At 44.7% G+C, this 17,500-nt stretch carries 15 protein-coding genes and 1 tRNA gene; 5 read left to right on the top strand and 11 right to left on the bottom strand.

Annotated elements, in window-relative coordinates:
• Complete coding sequence (gloA, locus tag QVA83_RS18055; RefSeq protein ID WP_014948774.1) at positions 1-396, bottom strand: lactoylglutathione lyase; 396 nt, start codon at positions 394-396, stop codon at positions 1-3.
• 266 nt (positions 397-662) lie between these two features.
• Complete coding sequence (locus QVA83_RS18050) at positions 663-1,373, bottom strand: SDR family oxidoreductase (protein ID WP_069943945.1); 711 nt, start codon at positions 1,371-1,373, stop codon at positions 663-665.
• A gap of 334 nt (positions 1,374-1,707) precedes the next feature.
• On the opposite strand from QVA83_RS18050, the gene cspE reads away from it, so the two are divergent.
• Both cspE and QVA83_RS18040 read left to right on the top strand, forming a co-directional pair.
• Positions 1,708-1,920 carry a transcription antiterminator/RNA stability regulator CspE gene (gene cspE, locus QVA83_RS18045; protein ID WP_014948776.1) on the top strand — a complete coding sequence of 71 codons (213 nt, stop codon included), beginning with the start codon at positions 1,708-1,710 and terminating at the stop codon, positions 1,918-1,920.
• A gap of 168 nt (positions 1,921-2,088) precedes the next feature.
• On the top strand, positions 2,089-2,268 hold the full coding sequence (locus QVA83_RS18040; RefSeq protein ID WP_039233139.1) for a hypothetical protein: 180 nt from the start codon (positions 2,089-2,091) through the stop codon (positions 2,266-2,268).
• A 195-nt stretch (positions 2,269-2,463) separates the two neighbouring features.
• On the opposite strand, the gene QVA83_RS18035 is transcribed toward QVA83_RS18040, so the two are convergent.
• From QVA83_RS18035 to QVA83_RS17995, 9 genes are all read right to left on the bottom strand, one after another.
• Positions 2,464-3,882 (bottom strand): M20/M25/M40 family metallo-hydrolase, encoded by a 1,419-nt coding sequence (locus tag QVA83_RS18035; RefSeq protein WP_156078082.1) that lies wholly within the window; start codon positions 3,880-3,882, stop codon positions 2,464-2,466.
• Positions 3,883-4,077: 195 nt separating this feature from the next.
• Entirely contained in the window at positions 4,078-4,800 is a 723-nt protein-coding gene (locus tag QVA83_RS18030) for an endonuclease III domain-containing protein (RefSeq protein WP_014975990.1), read from the bottom strand.
• Positions 4,801-4,834: 34 nt separating this feature from the next.
• Positions 4,835-5,527 (bottom strand): electron transport complex subunit E, encoded by a 693-nt coding sequence (locus QVA83_RS18025; RefSeq protein WP_156078083.1) that lies wholly within the window; start codon positions 5,525-5,527, stop codon positions 4,835-4,837.
• Position 5,528: 1 nt separating this feature from the next.
• Positions 5,529-6,413 (bottom strand): RnfABCDGE type electron transport complex subunit G, encoded by an 885-nt coding sequence (locus QVA83_RS18020; protein WP_069943947.1) that lies wholly within the window; start codon positions 6,411-6,413, stop codon positions 5,529-5,531.
• A complete protein-coding gene (gene rsxD, locus QVA83_RS18015) occupies positions 6,413-7,495 on the bottom strand; it encodes an electron transport complex subunit RsxD (RefSeq protein WP_061485157.1) in 1,083 nt (360 codons plus the stop codon). The genes QVA83_RS18020 and rsxD overlap by 1 nt, the downstream gene beginning before the upstream one ends.
• Positions 7,495-10,386: an electron transport complex subunit RsxC gene (rsxC, locus tag QVA83_RS18010; RefSeq protein WP_069943948.1), complete on the bottom strand. Its 2,892-nt coding sequence runs from the start codon at positions 10,384-10,386 to the stop codon at positions 7,495-7,497. Before rsxC ends, rsxD begins: the two co-directional genes overlap by 1 nt.
• 5 nt (positions 10,387-10,391) lie before the next feature.
• Positions 10,392-10,973, bottom strand: coding sequence for an electron transport complex subunit RsxB (gene rsxB, locus QVA83_RS18005; RefSeq protein ID WP_014975992.1), 582 nt, complete (start codon positions 10,971-10,973; stop codon positions 10,392-10,394).
• Positions 10,973-11,554 carry an electron transport complex subunit RsxA gene (gene rsxA, locus QVA83_RS18000; RefSeq protein WP_014975993.1) on the bottom strand — a complete coding sequence of 194 codons (582 nt, stop codon included), beginning with the start codon at positions 11,552-11,554 and terminating at the stop codon, positions 10,973-10,975. Before rsxA ends, rsxB begins: the two co-directional genes overlap by 1 nt.
• Positions 11,555-11,747: 193 nt before the next feature.
• Positions 11,748-11,824: transfer RNA gene (locus tag QVA83_RS17995), tRNA-Asn, on the bottom strand.
• A 998-nt stretch (positions 11,825-12,822) separates the two neighbouring features.
• Between QVA83_RS17995 and QVA83_RS17990 the strand changes: the two genes are divergently transcribed.
• The 3 genes from QVA83_RS17990 to QVA83_RS17980 form a co-directional block, all read left to right on the top strand.
• Positions 12,823-14,205 (top strand): MATE family efflux transporter, encoded by a 1,383-nt coding sequence (locus QVA83_RS17990; protein ID WP_044583734.1) that lies wholly within the window; start codon positions 12,823-12,825, stop codon positions 14,203-14,205.
• Between the two features lie 96 nt (positions 14,206-14,301).
• Positions 14,302-16,317, top strand: a complete 2,016-nt coding sequence (gene uvrB, locus QVA83_RS17985) for an excinuclease ABC subunit UvrB (RefSeq protein ID WP_014948785.1) — start codon at positions 14,302-14,304, stop codon at positions 16,315-16,317.
• Between the two features lie 273 nt (positions 16,318-16,590).
• Positions 16,591-17,500, top strand: a 910-nt coding sequence (locus QVA83_RS17980; RefSeq protein WP_287498776.1) for a LysR family transcriptional regulator, incomplete at its 3' end; no start/stop codon positions are given.

The raw sequence follows: 17,500 nt of genomic DNA, 5'->3' as shown, positions 1-17,500 counted from the left end.
TCATAGCGAAATGGATTTATTTTGTATGAGTTCTATTGCATACCCATCGGGGTCGCGAACAAAAGCAATAACTGTGGAGCCGCCTTTTACTGGCCCCGGTTTACGATATACATCAGCGCCGTTTGTTTCTAAGTTTTCACAAAACTGATAGATATCATCGACCTCAATCGCAATATGACCATACGCGTTACCTTTATCGTAGGTGTTGTCGCCCCAGTTATAGGTAAGTTCCAAGACGGTACTCTCGGTTTCATCGCCATATCCCACGAAAGCTAGCGTGTATTCATACTCTTTGTTTTCAGACTGGCGAAGAAGGCGCATGCCCATCAGTGAGGTATAAAAGTGAAGAGAGGCCTCTAAGTTTTCAACTCGAAGCATAGTGTGAAGCATTCGCATAAGAGATTCCTTTTTTGAGCCATCGGAATTACTCGATGGCACACTGCACCGTGATTGCGTGTTGGCCGTTACTTTTTGTACATATAAATACGATGGGTACTTTATTTGAGTAAACGCAAACAACACGCTTTTATGTTAATGAGGAAATGTTAACGCTTTAAGACAATATTACAATTCTAGTTAAACGTACTATACCTGCGGTAACACGCCGCGATTACGAACATTTTAAGTCTCGCTGAGTGGGTAATTATCTATGCGGACTGGTATTAATAGCCCCATAGACCGATATTATCAATTTTAAGACGGCGAGGTTGGCTCAATAGGTAAACCACCATGTTGCCTAAGTCTTCATTTTGAATTAGGCCATCGTCCACTTTCTCTGTTTCTGCTTTCTGCGACTGTATCAGTGCAGGGTTTAGGGAATGGACGTGAATACCGTAGGGGCGAATCTCTTCTTGCAACGCTTTTCCAAGCCCCACCATCGCAAATTTTGATGCACAGTAAACGCCTGCATTGGCATAGCCGTTCAATGCCGCCTGAGAAGCGATGTTGATAATGTAGCCTTCCTTGTTGTTAATCATGTGAGGCACGACCTCTTTGCACATGAGAAAAGTCCCTTTTACGTTAGTATCCATTACTTCGTCCCACGCTTTCTCTGAGGTTTCCCAAATAAGGGTCTCCTTACCAAAGCCACTGTTATTAATTAGGACGTGTAGCTCGCCAAATGTATCTTTGACCTTTCTAACAAAACTGGCAACATCAGCGCTTTTCGATACATCACAAACTTGGCCAATGACATTGCCTGGGAATAGGGCGTCGAACTGTTCTACAGTCTGCTTGACCGCAGTTTCAGTGCGCCCACAAATGGCCACGTTCATTCCTGCTTCTAGTAGAAATTGAGCGAGAGTTTTACCTAGCCCTTTTCCGCCTCCGGTAACGATGGCTGTTTTACCTTCTAACGCATACGTATCTGTCATAATTTAAACCTATAGCAAAAAAGCAAGGTTAACCTAGCTTTCAAGTGCCTTGAACAAACATACGTATTCATCTTCGCCAAAAAAAATTGTAAAAAAGTTGTGTTTTGGTTAAAAAATAAACTGAAAACTAGTAGACATTGCTCGCAATTACCTGTACCTTTCGCATCGCTCTAGATATGTTATTTGCTTTACCTAATACTGCGCTGTACCTCTTTTTTAAATCCTTCAAATTGAAGTTTTATATAGATATACAACTGCTTTACTAGCTTGGAGATGTCTATAGCTATTCGGTGGTTTTCCACCATTACATCAATTTTTTTAAAAGGTTTTTATTATGTCTAATTCTGTAAACGGTACAGTTAAGTGGTTCAACGAAGAAAAAGGTTTTGGTTTCATCACTCCTGAAGCTGGCGGCAAAGACGTATTCGTACACTTCCGTTCAATTGCTTCTGACGGTTTCAAAACGTTGAAAGAAGGCCAAGAAGTTAGCTTCGAAGTTGAACAAGGCCAAAAAGGTCCTCAAGCTGCTAACGTAGTAGTTCGATAAGACCTCTATGCTTATCTAAGGTCATTTCTCTTTTCTGAAGTGACCTCAAAAAAGTGGGCTCTTTCTGAAACGCTATGTTCACGCTAGAGCCTAATTATCGTTTTTCGATTTCTTTACCCAACCTGCGAGGAATTCAAAACAAACAACATTAATAAAGAAGTATTTACTATGCAATTTCAAGATTCTATCTCTACCTTTAATAGCGCCATGTCAGGTGCGTTAATCTCAAATATCTCCATAAATAAAACAACCGTTGCTTTTAAACATGCGAATACGTATCGGCATGTAGAGCTGCCATCAAGGCAAGAGGCGAAGCGATTTGTTGCCCAGCTTATTCAAGCGCAATAAAGCCTGAGTATTTCGGACGAGGTATATTTACCAATCCACATAGATCATTGCCTACTCAGAAGGCGCTGGCAAGTTTGCTAGCGGAGCGTGGGAATGCAGAATGGGTATTAGCAGAGGCGAGGGTAAGCAGAGCACTGGTAAGCATTGGCCAGCACGAGATGCACTGACCAATGTTTGATGATTACTAACGTGAAACTACTGTTTAGCTTTTAAGTCAACGTCCGAATCGGCTAACAAGTATATACTTGCTGCGTAGGCTGCAATGTTTTGCGCAAGCTCATCGGGGTCAATTTTGTCTAAGGTATCATCTGGCGTATGGTGAAGATCAAAGTAATCTCTACCGTTTTGATTTAACCTAATCGTTGGTACGCCTTTCGCTGCTAGCGGAATAATGTCAGGGCCTCCGCCGGCAATGTCTGAACCGCCACGCACTATACCTAGCGGTGATAAAATCTTCGCGATTTCATCGACTAGCACAGTCGCTTCAGGATTCACATTTGACACTAGTTGCCAGATAGTTTGCGCACCAAAGTCAGACTCTGTGGCCAGAACGTGATTTTCAAGGTTCTTTTCGTGTTGTTTAGCGTAAGCAAAGGCACCTAATAAGCCCACTTCCTCAGCGCCAAACATGACCACACGAATGGTGCGTTTGGGGCGCTCTGGTAAAGAAGCAATTAACGCAGCCGCTGCCGTGGTAATAGCAACGCCCGCGCCGTCATCAACTGCACCCGTTCCTAAATCCCAGCTGTCTAGGTGGCCGCCAATAAGGATAATTTCTTCGGGCTTCTCACTGCCCACTAAATCCAGTATTACATTGCCGCTGTTTACTTCGCCTTTCCATTTCGATTCAGAGTGAAGCGACAATGACAGCGGTTTACCTAAGTTATGTAAACGTCGTAAATGGTCTGCGTCTGGGTTTGAGATAGCGACTACGGGGATATCTGCCCAATTATCGCCGTCTGAGCTCATCATGCCTGAGTGAGGGAAACGATGAGAGTCTGAACCTACTGAGCGCACGACCAGCGCTTCAGCGCCGCCGCGTTGAGCATGTTGCCAACCAATACGGCGACGTTGGTTCGCTTGACCATAGCCTGCACCTGTTTGGCTTTTAACCATGGCGTCGCCGTCTACAAATGCAATTTTGCCTTTAAGGGCACCATCTTTAACTGCGGTTAGCGCGTGAATATCTCTGAAATAAACGATGTCTGCATTGAGCTCGCTTTCAGAAGGCGCAGCGCCGCCAAGGGCTGTGCCGTAAAGCGGCTGGGCATAAGGCGCCGTGAGTGAAATGTGTAGGTGGCCTCTATCCCAAAATGGCATAGTGAATTCTTCTATGCTGACTTTATCAAAACCTAGGCGCTCTCCTACCACCACGCCCCAATCTCTAGCTCGCTTTTCTGCTTCAGAGCCGCCCAGGCGAGGGCCAATCTCAGTGGTTAGTGATTCAACAATGCTATAGCCTAAATCACTTTTCAGGGCTTTTTGAATTAATGCTTCCGCATTTTTCTTTTGCTCGTCAGTAATGGGGGAAGTTTCTGCAAAAACACCAAAACTGCATGCACTTACTAATGCACCAAACGCTAGCCTTCTAGCGATAGTATTCAATCGAGACATGTGTTCTCCATGGGTTTATTTTTATATTTCTTTTTTATTTGCGCGAGCAAAACTCTAACCCATCCATCATAGCCAATTTGGTTGTCCCTTTCGAGGCAAACCACAAGCGTAAGTCGTATGTTAGTCGCAAAATTTCTTTTGAGAGAAAATAAATGGAGAATAAAAAAGGAGCCTAAGGCTCCTTTCTGAAAGTTTCTATTTACGCTTCTTCTTAAGCGCCAATTTTTGCTTTTTCTCTTGTTCTTTCAGCACTTCGTTAATAAAACTCTTTCTGCCGAACTCGCGTGTGATAACACACTTGTTTAAGTCGAAACCGCGGGCAGGGCAGTATTCTCTGCCATATAGAATGATTTGCAGATGCAAATCGTTCCACCTTTCTTTTGGGAATAAGCGTTTTGCGTCACGCTCTGTCTGCTCAACACTCTTTCCGTTCGACAAACCCCAGCGATACATTAATCGGTGGATATGAGTATCTACGGGAAAAGCAGGAATGCCAAAGCCTTGAGACATAACCACAGCGGCAGTCTTGTGACCCACTGCGGGCATGGCTTCTAGCGCTTCAAAGTTTGCAGGCACTTCACCGTTGTGCTGCTTGATGATCATGTCAGACAAATGCCAAATGCCTTTGGACTTCATGGGAGATAAACCACAAGGACGGATAATGTCTTGAATTTCTTCAATACTCATCAATACCATGTCGTACGGATTATCTGCCCGAGCAAAGAGCTTTGGCGTAATTTGGTTAACGCGCTCGTCTGTACATTGCGCCGATAGGAGAACCGCAATGAGTAACGTATATGGGTCTTTATGATCTAAAAAGATAGGAATTTCCGGATAAAGGTCATCCAGTATTCGCATGATTTCTTTTACTTTTTCCTGCTTAGAAAGCGGCTTGGCCGGCTTAACGACATCATTCATTTCTAAATACTTTTTTGTTTTTGATTTTTAACGTTTAGCTTTCAGCTGTAACGCGTACCCGTTCAGCCTTCACTGTAGGCGATGTTTGCTTAGCGGCTAACTTTGCATCAATACTGTTTTTGATAGCAATGAGAAGACCCATACCTAAAAAGGCACCAGGCGGCAGTATCGAAAGCAAAAACGGATTTTCAGTGTTGAAAAGCGTTATGGTCCAGTTCTCAGCAATTGAGCCAAACAGTCTGTCTGCACCTGCTAGCAATGTACCTGCACCCAATATCTCACGCATACCACCTAAAATGACCAGCACTGCGGTAAAACCCAGTCCCATCATGAATCCGTCGTAGGCAGAGGCAAGCGGCCCGTTTTTCGACGCAAAGGCTTCTGCGCGGCCTATGATGGCGCAGTTAGTTACAATCAGCGGAATGAAAATACCTAGCGCTAAGTAAAGGTCATAGGTGTATGCATTCATTAATAGCTGAACAATGGTAACGAACGCAGCAATGATCATAACAAAAACGGGAATGCGGATTTCGTTTCTTACCACATTACGAACGAGTGAAACGGTAACGTTACTGCCAATAAGTACCAACATGGTAGCAAGGCCTAACCCGAGACCATTGATAAACGTCGCGGTAACGGCCAATAGCGGGCACAAACCTAACAGTTGTACCAGCGCAGGATTGTTCTTCCAAAGCCCTTGTAAAGACAGGTCGCGAAAATCAGTCACGTTATAGCTCCTCTACACTATGAGGTTGAGCCTCATTCACGTTAATCGCATCAATTGTTTCAACGGAATCTGTAATTGCGCAGGTGTTTGGAGCGTTGAAAAGTGCAGATTGGTTGGCCTGTGCGTAAAGCAAGGCTTCGCGTACTGCTCTTACTACTGCTCTCGGCGTGATGGTAGCGCCAGTGAACTGATCGAACTCACCACCGTCCTTTTTGACCTGCCAAGGCGCCAAATTGTCGGGTGAAAAAGGCTTGTCACTGAACTCCGTTATCCAATTGCTAACGGCAAGCTCTATTTTATCGCCAAGCCCAGGGGTTTCTTTGTGTTCGATAACGCGCACGCCAAGCACCCTCATACTGATTCTATTAGTGTTGGGCGCAGAAATATCGGACGCATTCTCGTCTTGCTCAGATGACTTCTGAGGTGTTGAGTCAAGCTCGGCCAACTCCGAGAGCGCTAACGCGGTGATATTGAGATTTTCGCTCTCACCGTCGAGCGAGTCAGTACTCGAGCCGCCTTGTGTGTTTCCACCAACGTGTGCATCCACTTTAACACCAACAACGATATCGATATCTCCACTGTATCCGTCTGGAGCAGTGGCTTCTAATACTAATGCGCTAGGTTGGCCATTTAACGTCGCACGATATATTTTGTGGGCTTTTTTGTTGCCAAGTTCAGGTGCATTGACCTCTGTGCAGTTGGCGTAAAGGGCATTGTCGTGGAATTCGCTAGGCACGACTTCATTAAGTACGCTTAGCAGTTTTTGCTGCTTTTGTTGCTCAATTTTATCTTGGGTGCCAAAAAATGTGAGTGCTATTAATGCTGTGGTAACAACGGCAAACGCACCTAACATAAGGCCGTTTTTGGCCAGGCTTTCTTTCATCATTAGTGTTTACCTCGACCTTTAACGTTTTTGCCGTACACGCGAGGACGGGTATAGTAATCAATCAAAGGCACCGCCATATTCATAATAATAACCGCAAACGCTACGGCATCAGGGTAACCACCAAAGGTACGGATTATTACCACCCAAAAGCCAATCGCTGCACCAAATATAATGCGGCCTCTTGGTGTTGTTGATGCTGAAACCGGGTCGGTGGCGATAAAGAAGGCGCCTACCATTACTGCACCGTTAAACAGGTGAAATAGCGGTGAAGCGTAGTAATCGGCGTTTGCTAAATGAAGCAGTGATGCACAAACAAAAACGCTTAGCAGCATACCTCCCGGGATATGCCAGCTGATAACGCGGGTCTTCCAAAGGTAGAGGCCACCAAGTAAATACGCAAGACTCACCATTCCCCACCCTGCTCCAGCAGCTTCGAATACCCCGCCATCGAAGATTGGCTTCGCCAATGACTCTGAGTATGTTACGCCTTGCGTTAGGTCGGTTTTCAATGTGTCTAACGGTGTAGCCATGGTTACACCATCGGCAATGGTTTTGAGTTGAGTGACATCGTATCCGCTAGTAGTAAAACCAGTAAATATAAGTGATACCGAATCAAAGAAACTTGGCGTAATGCCAGCGTGAGTCGCAGGAGGCAGCCATAGGCTCATAGCCGCAGGGAATGAAATAAGCAGCACCACATACGCTATCATGGCAGGGTTGAAAATATTAAAGCCAAGCCCGCCGTAAACCTGTTTAGCCACCGCAATAGCGAAGAAAACACCCGTTACCGTCATCCACCAAGGTAGGGTAGGAGGAATACTAATTGCGATGAGTAAGCCGGTTAATACTGCGCTGTAATCTGTTAATGTGCGCTCGATGGGGCGATTTCTTAAAAATAAAATCACGCCTTCAATGACCAGTGCACTCACTACTGCAATAATGGCTTGAATGAGCATTCCCCAGCCAAAAAAGAAGGATTGTGCAATCATGCCAGGGAGCATGGCATAAATAACCATACGCATGACTTGGCCAGTATCGCGTTTAACCCGTTGGTGTGGTGAACTCGATAAACTTAACTTCATTATGATTCTTTCTCTTGTTCAGCTGCTGCTTTTTTTGCTTTAGCCTTTGCTACTGCAGCTGCAATGCGCGCTTTCTTTTCATCTTGTGCCGTCGGTTGAGAAGGAGCTTGCGTGCTTGTTGCTTGACCTACACGGCTAGACGATTCGCTCTGCTCATGTGCTTTACTACTTTCCTGTTCAGCAGTATTTGATGAGGTCGCTACATTGCCATTACTGTCTTGAGCAAGTTTCTTTGCTTTAGCCTTTGCCACTGCGGCAGCAATGCGCGCCTTTTTCTCGTCAGCTTCATTTGTCGAGGCAGCGTCGTCAGCATCAGTTTGCTCGCTTCCTTGATGTTCTTCCTGCTTAGCCGCTTTTTTGGCTTTCGCTTTCGCCACCGCAGCAGCAATGCGCGCTTTTTTTTCATCCGCTTCGCTCAAGTTGTTAGCTGAATCTGATGCGCTATCACTCTGAGCACTATTGTTTTGTTCGCTGACGCTTTGAAAACTGGCTTCTTCTGGCGAGTTACCGTCTTGAATCTCAATACCAGCCTCGCCATCAGGGCTAGATGCTTGCGCTTTTTGCGAAGCGGCCTTTTTAGCTTTCGCTTTCGCTACCGCCGCTGCGATCCTAGCCTGCTTTTCATCTAGCTGTTCTTTGGAGTGACTGTCTGGTTGCTCATCTAATTGAGTTGGCGCACCTTGCTCTGAAACTGACTTGTCAGGCTGACCGTCTTCGCTATTTTTAGCAGCTTTTTGCGCTTTAGCTTTAGCGATTGCCGCGGCAATACGCGCTTTTTTCTGCGCTTCAGCGTTTAGCTCTGAATTAGCTTCAGTATCGGAAAGTTCAGTATGCTTTTCGCCTTGAGAGCCCGCAGTTTTTTCTGCTGAAGATGCTTCAGACTGGCTGGCTTGCGCGGCCTTTTTTGCTTTTGCTCTAGCGATAGCGGCAGCAACTTTAGCTTTTTTCTCATCTTCTGGTGATGATGACTGGTTACTTGGCTGTTCTGTGGTTGATGGTTCGACAGCGCTTTCATCTTGCGTTTCGTTTTGAGCTTGCGCGGCTTTTTTCGCTTTTGCTCTGGCGATTGCTGCAGCAACCTTTGCCTTTTTATCATCTTCTGGCGATGACGCTTGCTCAACTTGCTTATCCGCGCTTTCAAGTTGAGCTTCATTCTGGGCTTGTGCGGCTTTTTTCGCCTTAGCTCTGGCAATAGCTGCTGCTACCTGTGCTTTTTTATCGTCTGCCGCAGTGCTTGGTTCGTTGGTATTTGTTGTATTACTTTCATCCTTTGCGTTGGCCTGCATAGCCGCTTTCTTTGCTTTCGCACGCGCAAGCGCCGCCGCTACTTTGTCCTTGGCCTCAGTTGCGCCAGCATCGACAGCGCTATTCGCATTATCGGCTACTGCACTTTCTTCTTTGGCTTTGTTGGCGGCTAATCGTGCTTCTTTTGCTTTTCTATGTTTTTCTTCGCGCTCAAGTTTTTCGCGCTCTAAACGTTCTTTACGTGCTTCAAAACGCTGTTTAGCTTTCTCGGCCTTGTTCTTTTCATCACGCTGAATGCGTATTTCGGATTTAGCCTGGCGGTAGTAATGCACCAGTGGGATTTCACTGGGGCAAACGTAAGCACATGCGCCGCACTCTATACAGTCGAAAAGGTCGTATTCTTCGGCTTTATCGTATTCTTTTGCTTTGGCGTGCCAAAACATTTGTTGGGGGAGCAATGACGCAGGGCATGCGTCGGCGCATGCGCTACAGCGAATACAGGGGCGCTCTGCATTGTCGTCTACCAGCTCTTTTTTTGCAGGAACCAGCAAACAGTTTGTGGTTTTAACCACGGGGATCGTAGCGTCTGATAAGGTAAAGCCCATCATAGGCCCGCCCATAATCACTTTAGGTGCTTTCTGTTTTTTCGGGTTGTAGTTTGCTTCATCCAATAGATGAGAGACGGGCGTACCCAACAACGCTCTAAAATTGCTTGGTGATTCAACGGCTTCACCAGTTACGGTAACAACCCGTTCAATCAGCGGCTTGCCGTGTAAAATAGCGTCTGCAATGGCATAGCAGGTACCAACGTTGAACATCATCACGCCTACGTCGGCAGGCAATCCATTTCTTGGAACTTCTCGGCCAGTCAGTACCTGAATCAGCTGTTTTTCGCCGCCGGCAGGGTATTTAGTCTCAACGCTAACAACGCGATAGTCTTTTTTATCCTGGCAGGCAATATTAAGTGCTTCGAAAGCCTCTGGCTTGTTGTCTTCAACCGCAACTACAATGGCCTTCGGCCCAATAAGGTGAGTAAGAATGTCTAGACCCTGGCGTATTTGCCAGGCGTGCTCACGCATCAATCGATCATCAGAAGTAATGTAAGGCTCGCACTCAATCCCATTTAAAATAAGAAACTCAACAGGTTTTGACGTTGAGGTTTTTATATGAGTAGGGAAGCCGGCACCACCCATTCCTGAAATTCCTGCTTGGCAAATAGCTTCTATAAGTTTGTTCTTATCTATGTCGCTATAATTTGCTATTGGAGATAGGTCGCACCATGTGTCTTTACCGTCAGGACGTATCGAAATACACATTTCTGTTAGGCCGCTAGGGTGCGCTACAACATGCGGAGCAATCGCAACAACCTCGCCCGAGGTTGGCGCATGAACTGGCACAGAAAAAGGCGATGAGCTTTGCGAAAGAATTTGGCCTTTCAATACGGTATCGCCAACTTCTACGCAGCAGATACCGTCTGAGCCAATGTGCTGCCTTAAAGGAACAATCAATAATTCGGGTAACGACGGTTTCTTTATTACTGATGTATTAGATAGAGATTTCTTATCGTCGGGATGTACGCCACCTGGAAATGAGTACATCTTTCCCGCTTCAAGGGTTTCTATAATTGAATCAAAACTTGGGTACATCACAATTACGACACCATTTTGATGGGGATATCACCTTTAGGCGATGATTCAAAATCCCACTTCCATGTAGAAGTTGTTTGAGCAATTGGCACCATGTCGATACAGTCGACAGGGCAGGGATCTACACATAGGTCACACCCTGTACATTCATCAGTAATAACCGTGTGCATGTGTTTGGCGGCACCTAAAATGGCATCGACAGGGCAGGCCTGAATACATTTGGTACAGCCGATACATTCGTCTTCGCGTATAAACGCGACTTTTTTAACGTCTTCTTCGCCATGAGCTGCATCAAGGGGTTTAGGTTCAACTCCCATCAAGTCTGCGAGTTTTTTAATCGTTGCTTCGCCACCGGGTGGGCACTTATTAATATCATCACCTTCAGCAATTGCCTCAGCATAAGGCTTACAGCCCGGATATCCGCATTGGCCACATTGAGTTTGTGGTAGTACAGCATCTATTTGCTCAACAAGCGGGTCGCCCTCAACTTTAAAGCGAATGCTCGCGTAGCCCAGAACCAAGCCAAAAATAAGCGCAAGTACGCCAATGGCAACAACGGCGAATATAATTGCGGTAGATATCGTCATTACACTTTCACCAGTCCACTAAAGCCCATAAATGCTAGGGACATGAGACCAGCGGTTATCATAGCGATTGAGGCACCTTTAAAAGATACAGGTACATCAGCTGCAGCTAAACGCTCACGCATGGCCGCAAATAACACCAGTACAAGAGAGAACCCCACAGCAGCGCCGAAACCATAAATAAGACTCTGCATGAAATTATGCTGTTCGGTAAGGTTTAATAGCGCTACACCAAGCACTGCACAGTTGGTTGTGATAAGAGGAAGGAAAATACCTAACAATCTATATAAGGTAGGGCTGGTTTTGTGCACGACCATTTCTGTGAACTGAACCACCACCGCGATAACAAGAATAAAAGCAAGCGTTCTAAGGTAACCGATGCCCAGTGGAGCAAGTAAATAGGTTTCCACTAGGTAGCTCGATGCAGAGGCAAGGGTGAGTACAAATGTGGTGGCCATAGACATGCCCATGGCAGTTTCAAGTTTGCCAGACACACCCATAAACGGGCATAAGCCGAGAAACTTAACCAACACAAAATTGTTAACCAGTACTGTACCAATCAATAGCAGTAAAAATTCAGTCATGAATAACGCAATTCCTTCGAGGAATTTTGACGGACAATGCCCGCGAATTAAAAAGAAAAACAGATTAGGTCTATTATCCCTTTTTAGAACGGGTTTAACAACTTGATTGAATTAGGGTTATTTAATGTCTAAACGCGTTGTTTTAGGAATTAAAATAGAATGAAGTGGGTGAGGCGATTAAGAGCCAACTAAGTGGCTCCCCCTCCCCGACTCGAACGGGGGACCTGCGGATTAACAGTCCGTCGCTCTAACCAACTGAGCTAAGGGGGACCTGTGCTTCAACGGAGGCGAATATTAAAGACGTACTTAGGAACTGTCAACAACATAAATGAAATATTTGTGCTGACTGCGCAAAAAATAGCTTTTTACGGCTTTTATGTTCATTTTGTCGTCAATGCTGAGAAAATGATGGTTAATAACTGCACATTATTCCCTCATTGCTTATGAACAAGAGGTTGTTTTAGTAATTGATAGTTTTACCCATCTCGTTTTCTTATATATCTCACTAAAGTTAAAGGGTATAACTAAATAGAATAAAAAAGCGCTTCCATACTGGTATTATGTACAGGCTTTAATAAATCTGTAACCTGTACCTGAGGATTAAAAGGTTAGTCACCACTTACGTGCTGAGAAATTAATCGAGCACGAAATCCCGCCGAATATGGTCTGGCGTTAGTTATCCACTAAATCTGTGGATAACTATGTTGATAGCTTAGAATCGCTGTAGTTATTTACGAGATCGCGTACGTATTGATCTAATGAGGTTATGGCGTTTTTGAGTGGATAATCTTTTTAATACAGGGGTTTAGGGTGTTTTTTTTGATCTTGTTTCTCGATCGGAATAGATCGGTTGAACAAAAAGTAGCTTGTGTGTTAATTCAACGAATGCCTAAATGCTATTCAATGAAATCCATCTTAATTCTCAATACCTTACATTTTGTTAACATTTTTGTGTGTCTTTTAAACGCTCTATTTGGATAGCTAGATGCGCCCGAGACGTTTTGCCTGCATATTAAAAGTGAAACAGGATAGAAATTAAACTGTAATGAACACATACGCACGTGTTTTGATTTATTTTTACAAAAAACTCGTAGTTTTGTGGCGTAGCCAGCGAAATGGGTCATCGCACGTACTTTTGTCAAAAACATCGCTTTTCATACAACCCTCTTATGCTTTGTTTTGTTTGTCGAATACGCATAGCTAAATAGTGTTCACTCTTTTACACTAACGCGCAATTGATGAGGGGATTTTAGTTTGCCGGAGCTCAAGTGATAAAAAGTAACGCTAAACAACGTACTTCCGACTTATTGGAAGGAGATATAGGTACTACGTTAAAGCGTATGACTATTCCCATGATACTGGGAATGGTAATGATGATGAGCTTTGGACTTATCGATACCTTTTTTGTGAGCTTGTTGGGCACCGACCCTTTAGCCGCTATTAGTTTTACCTTTCCCGTTACTTTTACCGTAATAAGCCTAAACATAGGTTTAGGTATTGGTACCTCTGCAATTATAGGCAAGTTACAGGGCAGTAAAGAAATAACCAAGTCTCAACATTATGCGACGGGTTCATTAATGCTGTCCGTTTTGCTTGTGGGTGCACTAGCTGCAATTGGCTTTTTCACCATAGAGCCTGTGTTTAAGTTGCTTAATGCAACAGACAATCTCATGCCGTACATATCTGACTATATGGGGCTATGGTACTTGTCGAGCATCTTTCTTGCTATGCCGATGGTTGGCAATAGTGTGCTGCGAGCGTGTGGCGATACCCGCACACCCAGTATTGTTATGGCGGCAGGCGGCGGATTAAACGCGTTGCTTGATCCTATTTTCATTTTCGGACTTGGGCCCATTCCGGCAATGGGAATAAAAGGTGCGGCACTCGCTACCTTTATAGCGTGGATAGTTGGTGCATTATGGATTCTTTATATTTTAGCCGTTCGTCGAAAGTTGATGTTGCCTCGACTGCTGACACTTGCCGAGTTGCGTGATAGCAGCCGTGAAATTCTTAAAATAGGACTACCTGCGGCGGGTGCAAATATGCTTACCCCCGTTGCCGGTGGCGTGATGACAGCTGTAGTTGCTGGTTACGGCGCCGAAGCGGTTGCAGCGTGGGGAGTGGGCAATAGAATGGAGTCTATTGCAAGTATTGTTGTGCTAGCACTTTCCATGACACTGCCTCCATTTATCAGTCAAAACGTTGGGGCAGGCCAAGTCGAACGGGTAAAAACGGCATATTCGCTTACATTGAAATTTGTTCTGGTTTGGCAGTTCGCCATTTTTCTTGTCATGTGGGGACTATCTAGCTGGATAGCCGTCGCCTTTGCTAATGAAGCAGAGGTAAGCGTACTAATACAGCTGTTTCTTATGATTGTACCGCTGGGTTATGGCATGCAAGGCATTATCATTCTGACTAACTCATCGTTGAATGCCATGCATCGCCCAATGACGGCATTAACGTTAAGTGTCATCCGCTTATTTGTTTTCTTCGTACCTATCAGCGTTGCGGGTAGTTTTCTATTTGAACTGAAAGGGTTATTTGCAGGAACGGTCATTGCCAATATTGCAATGGCGTGTGTTTCATTTGTTGTTTTCAAACGTGCGATTACTCAGTTTGAATTAGATAAAGAAACGTCTGAGCACAGCTAATACCAGAGCGGCTATTTAAGGCTGTGCGTTTTTAATGTTGAGTAGTTTGACCGCAAGCAAGATGTTAAGCAGTAAGCTAAAGAAAAGGTTAAGTAAATGAGTAGAGGGTTTGAGCTTCATTCTAAATACAAGCCAGCAGGCGACCAGCCAAAAGCAATAGAAGCTTTGGTGGATGGCCTAGAAAGTGGCTTGGCCGGCCAAACACTGCTTGGTGTTACGGGGTCGGGTAAAACCTTTACCATGGCTAATGTCATTAAAGAAGTGCAGAGACCAACGCTTATTCTTGCACACAACAAAACATTAGCGGCTCAGCTTTACGGTGAGATGAAAGAATTCTTCCCCAATAACGCCGTAGAGTACTTCGTTTCATATTACGATTATTATCAGCCAGAAGCCTACGTTCCAAGTACAGATACCTTTATTGAGAAAGACGCGTCAATCAATGATCATATTGAACAAATGCGACTGTCCGCCACTAAAGCATTGATGGAGCGCAGAGACGTAGTCATTGTAGCGAGTGTGTCGGCTATTTATGGTTTGGGGGACCCTGAATCCTACATGAAGATGCTATTGCACCTTCGCCAGGGCGACACCATGGACCAGCGTGACATTTTACGTCGCCTTGCAGAACTTCAGTACAAGCGTAACGATTTAGCGTTTGAAAGGGGTACGTTCCGTGTTCGTGGCGATGTTATAGATATTTTCCCTGCGGACTCTGAAAAGCAAGCCGTAAGGGTCGAGCTTTTTGACGATGAGATAGATAAAATTAGTCTGTTCGACCCGCTAACCGGGGCTGTCGATAAGTCAGTTATTCGAGCAACGGTTTTTCCTAAAACGCACTATGTAACCCCTCGAGAGAAAATCCTCAATGCTATTGAGCATATCAAGGAAGAACTTGGCGATCGCAAAAAGCAACTTCAAGAGGCGAATAAGCTGATTGAAGAGCAGCGTATTTCACAGCGTACCCAGTTCGATATCGAAATGATGATGGAGCTTGGCTATTGTTCTGGAATCGAGAATTACTCTCGCTATCTTTCAGGAAGAGCTCCGGGCGAACCACCTCCAACCTTATTGGACTATTTTCCAGCAGATGGCCTAATGTTTATCGATGAGTCTCACGTAACTGTCTCTCAAGTAGGGGCAATGTATCGCGGGGATCGCTCTAGAAAAGAGACCTTGGTGGAGTTTGGTTTCAGGCTGCCGTCGGCGTTGGACAATCGTCCGCTTAAGTTTGAAGAGTTTGAACAGATTTGCCCTCAAACCATCTATGTTTCTGCGACGCCTGGCGATTATGAATTAAAGAAAACTGACGGTGAGATAGTGGAGCAGGTTGTGCGTCCAACGGGTCTGCTAGACCCTGTTATTGAAGTACGTCCTGTAGCCACTCAAGTTGATGATGTCCTGTCTGAAATACAAAAACGGGTAGAGCTTGACGAACGTGTGCTTATTACTACCTTAACCAAGCGTATGGCTGAAGATTTAAGCGAGTATTTAAATGAGCACGGCGTTAAAGTTCGTTATCTGCATTCGGATATCGATACCGTAGAGCGAATTGAAATAATCCGAGACTTGCGACTGGGTAAATTCGACGTGTTGGTAGGTATTAACCTTTTACGTGAAGGTTTAGATATGCCGGAAGTGTCGCTGGTGGCGATTTTAGATGCCGATAAAGAAGGCTTTTTGCGAGCCGAGCGTTCATTAATTCAGACTATTGGTAGAGCCGCGCGTCACGTGAATGGTAAAGCTATTTTGTACGCTGACAGTATTACCAAGTCGATGAAAAAAGCGATGGACGAGACTGAGCGCCGTCGTGAGAAGCAAATGGCGCATAATGAGGCAAATGGTATAACGCCGATGCGACTTAATAAGCCTATTACCGATATTATGGACTTAGGCGACAGCGCGCACCCTGCGTCTGGAAAAGTCAGACTGCGCAAAGTTGAAGAGAAGAAGAAGCAACAGAAAACAGCAAGTGCTACTGAATTAATGGACCAAATCACGGAGCTTGAAAAGCAGATGTTTGAATATGCGCGTGAGCTTGAGTTTGAAAAAGCAGCATCATTGCGTGACGATATTGAAGCACTTCGAAAGCAAGTTGTTACACTCTCTTAAAAATGGCGATGCGTCCCGCTAGCTGAGGCTGTATGTGGGTTCTTTCCGTATAAAACCGGATAACTCACTACAGCACTTTTCCTTTTGGTGTAAGAAAATCCCCCTTTTTTCCTGTGGACAATACGACTTGACGTCAATTTTTGGGTAGCACAAAACTCAAATTTTTAATAAAAAATGAGATGAAAAGCCGCAAAATGTCGTTGTAATAGCACAATTAGTTGAATATAGTTCTAAGTTGAGTATCGATAACTATACCTATAAACAGGTGCTAATATGCTTAATCGTCTTCAGGAGTCAGATATAAAGCTACTGCGTGTGTTTTACGCTGTAGCGAGCTGCAACGGATTTACTGCGGCAGAACCCGTGTTGCGTATGCAACGACCCAACATCAGTGCAGCCATCAAAAAACTGGAAGAACGTTTAGATTTGGTGTTATGTCATCGCGGCCGTGGTGGCTTTCAAATGACAAAAGAGGGTGAGGTGGTTTTCCAAGAAACCAAACGCATCTTTAATGCCTTCGACAACTTTGTCTTCAATCTGAAATCGTTGCATGATGACTATTCTGGTCATATCACTTTGGTGTTGATGGCTGGTCTTCCGCTTTCTATGCACTTAGCAGTAAGTAAAGCGGTTAAAAGTACAATGAAGAAGTTTGACGATATTCACGTTAATATCCAAACTCGTCTATACAATGAAGTAGAGCATGTTGCTCTATCTGGTGAGTGCCACCTCGTTGTATCAACCTATGACATGGTTAAACCGGAATCAGTAACCTTTCATCCTGTTGGCATTAAAACTGAAGGTCGGCTTTACTGTGCACCGACACACCCTTTAGCAAAGTATCGCGATACTGAATTACCAGAAGGGGTAAAAATAGGGGACTATCCTGCAATTGGTATTTCTGGCTTATCGTCGGCTAACTATATCGAAGATGAAACCAGGTTATCTATTCAGACTTTCTCAGACTCATTCGATGCAGCGATGTCTGCGATAATGACAGGAGAGTATGTGGGTCTGTTACCGGATTATATGGCGAAAGAGCAGGGCGCCGCACTGGGGCTCGTACCTATTGCAAAAGGGAGCTTATTTAAATTTAGTCACGAACTGTTTGTAATGAACGGTAAAAATACGCGATTAAATCCTGTGTTACGCCACTGTATCAAAGAATTGAGCTACTTCATTT

Source organism: Alteromonas sp. AO-Serp, assembly GCF_017849675.1.
Taxonomy (GTDB): domain Bacteria; phylum Pseudomonadota; class Gammaproteobacteria; order Enterobacterales; family Alteromonadaceae; genus Alteromonas; species Alteromonas macleodii.
Note: the sequence above shows the minus strand (reverse complement) of the source record. Positions and strands in the feature narration are given on the sequence as shown.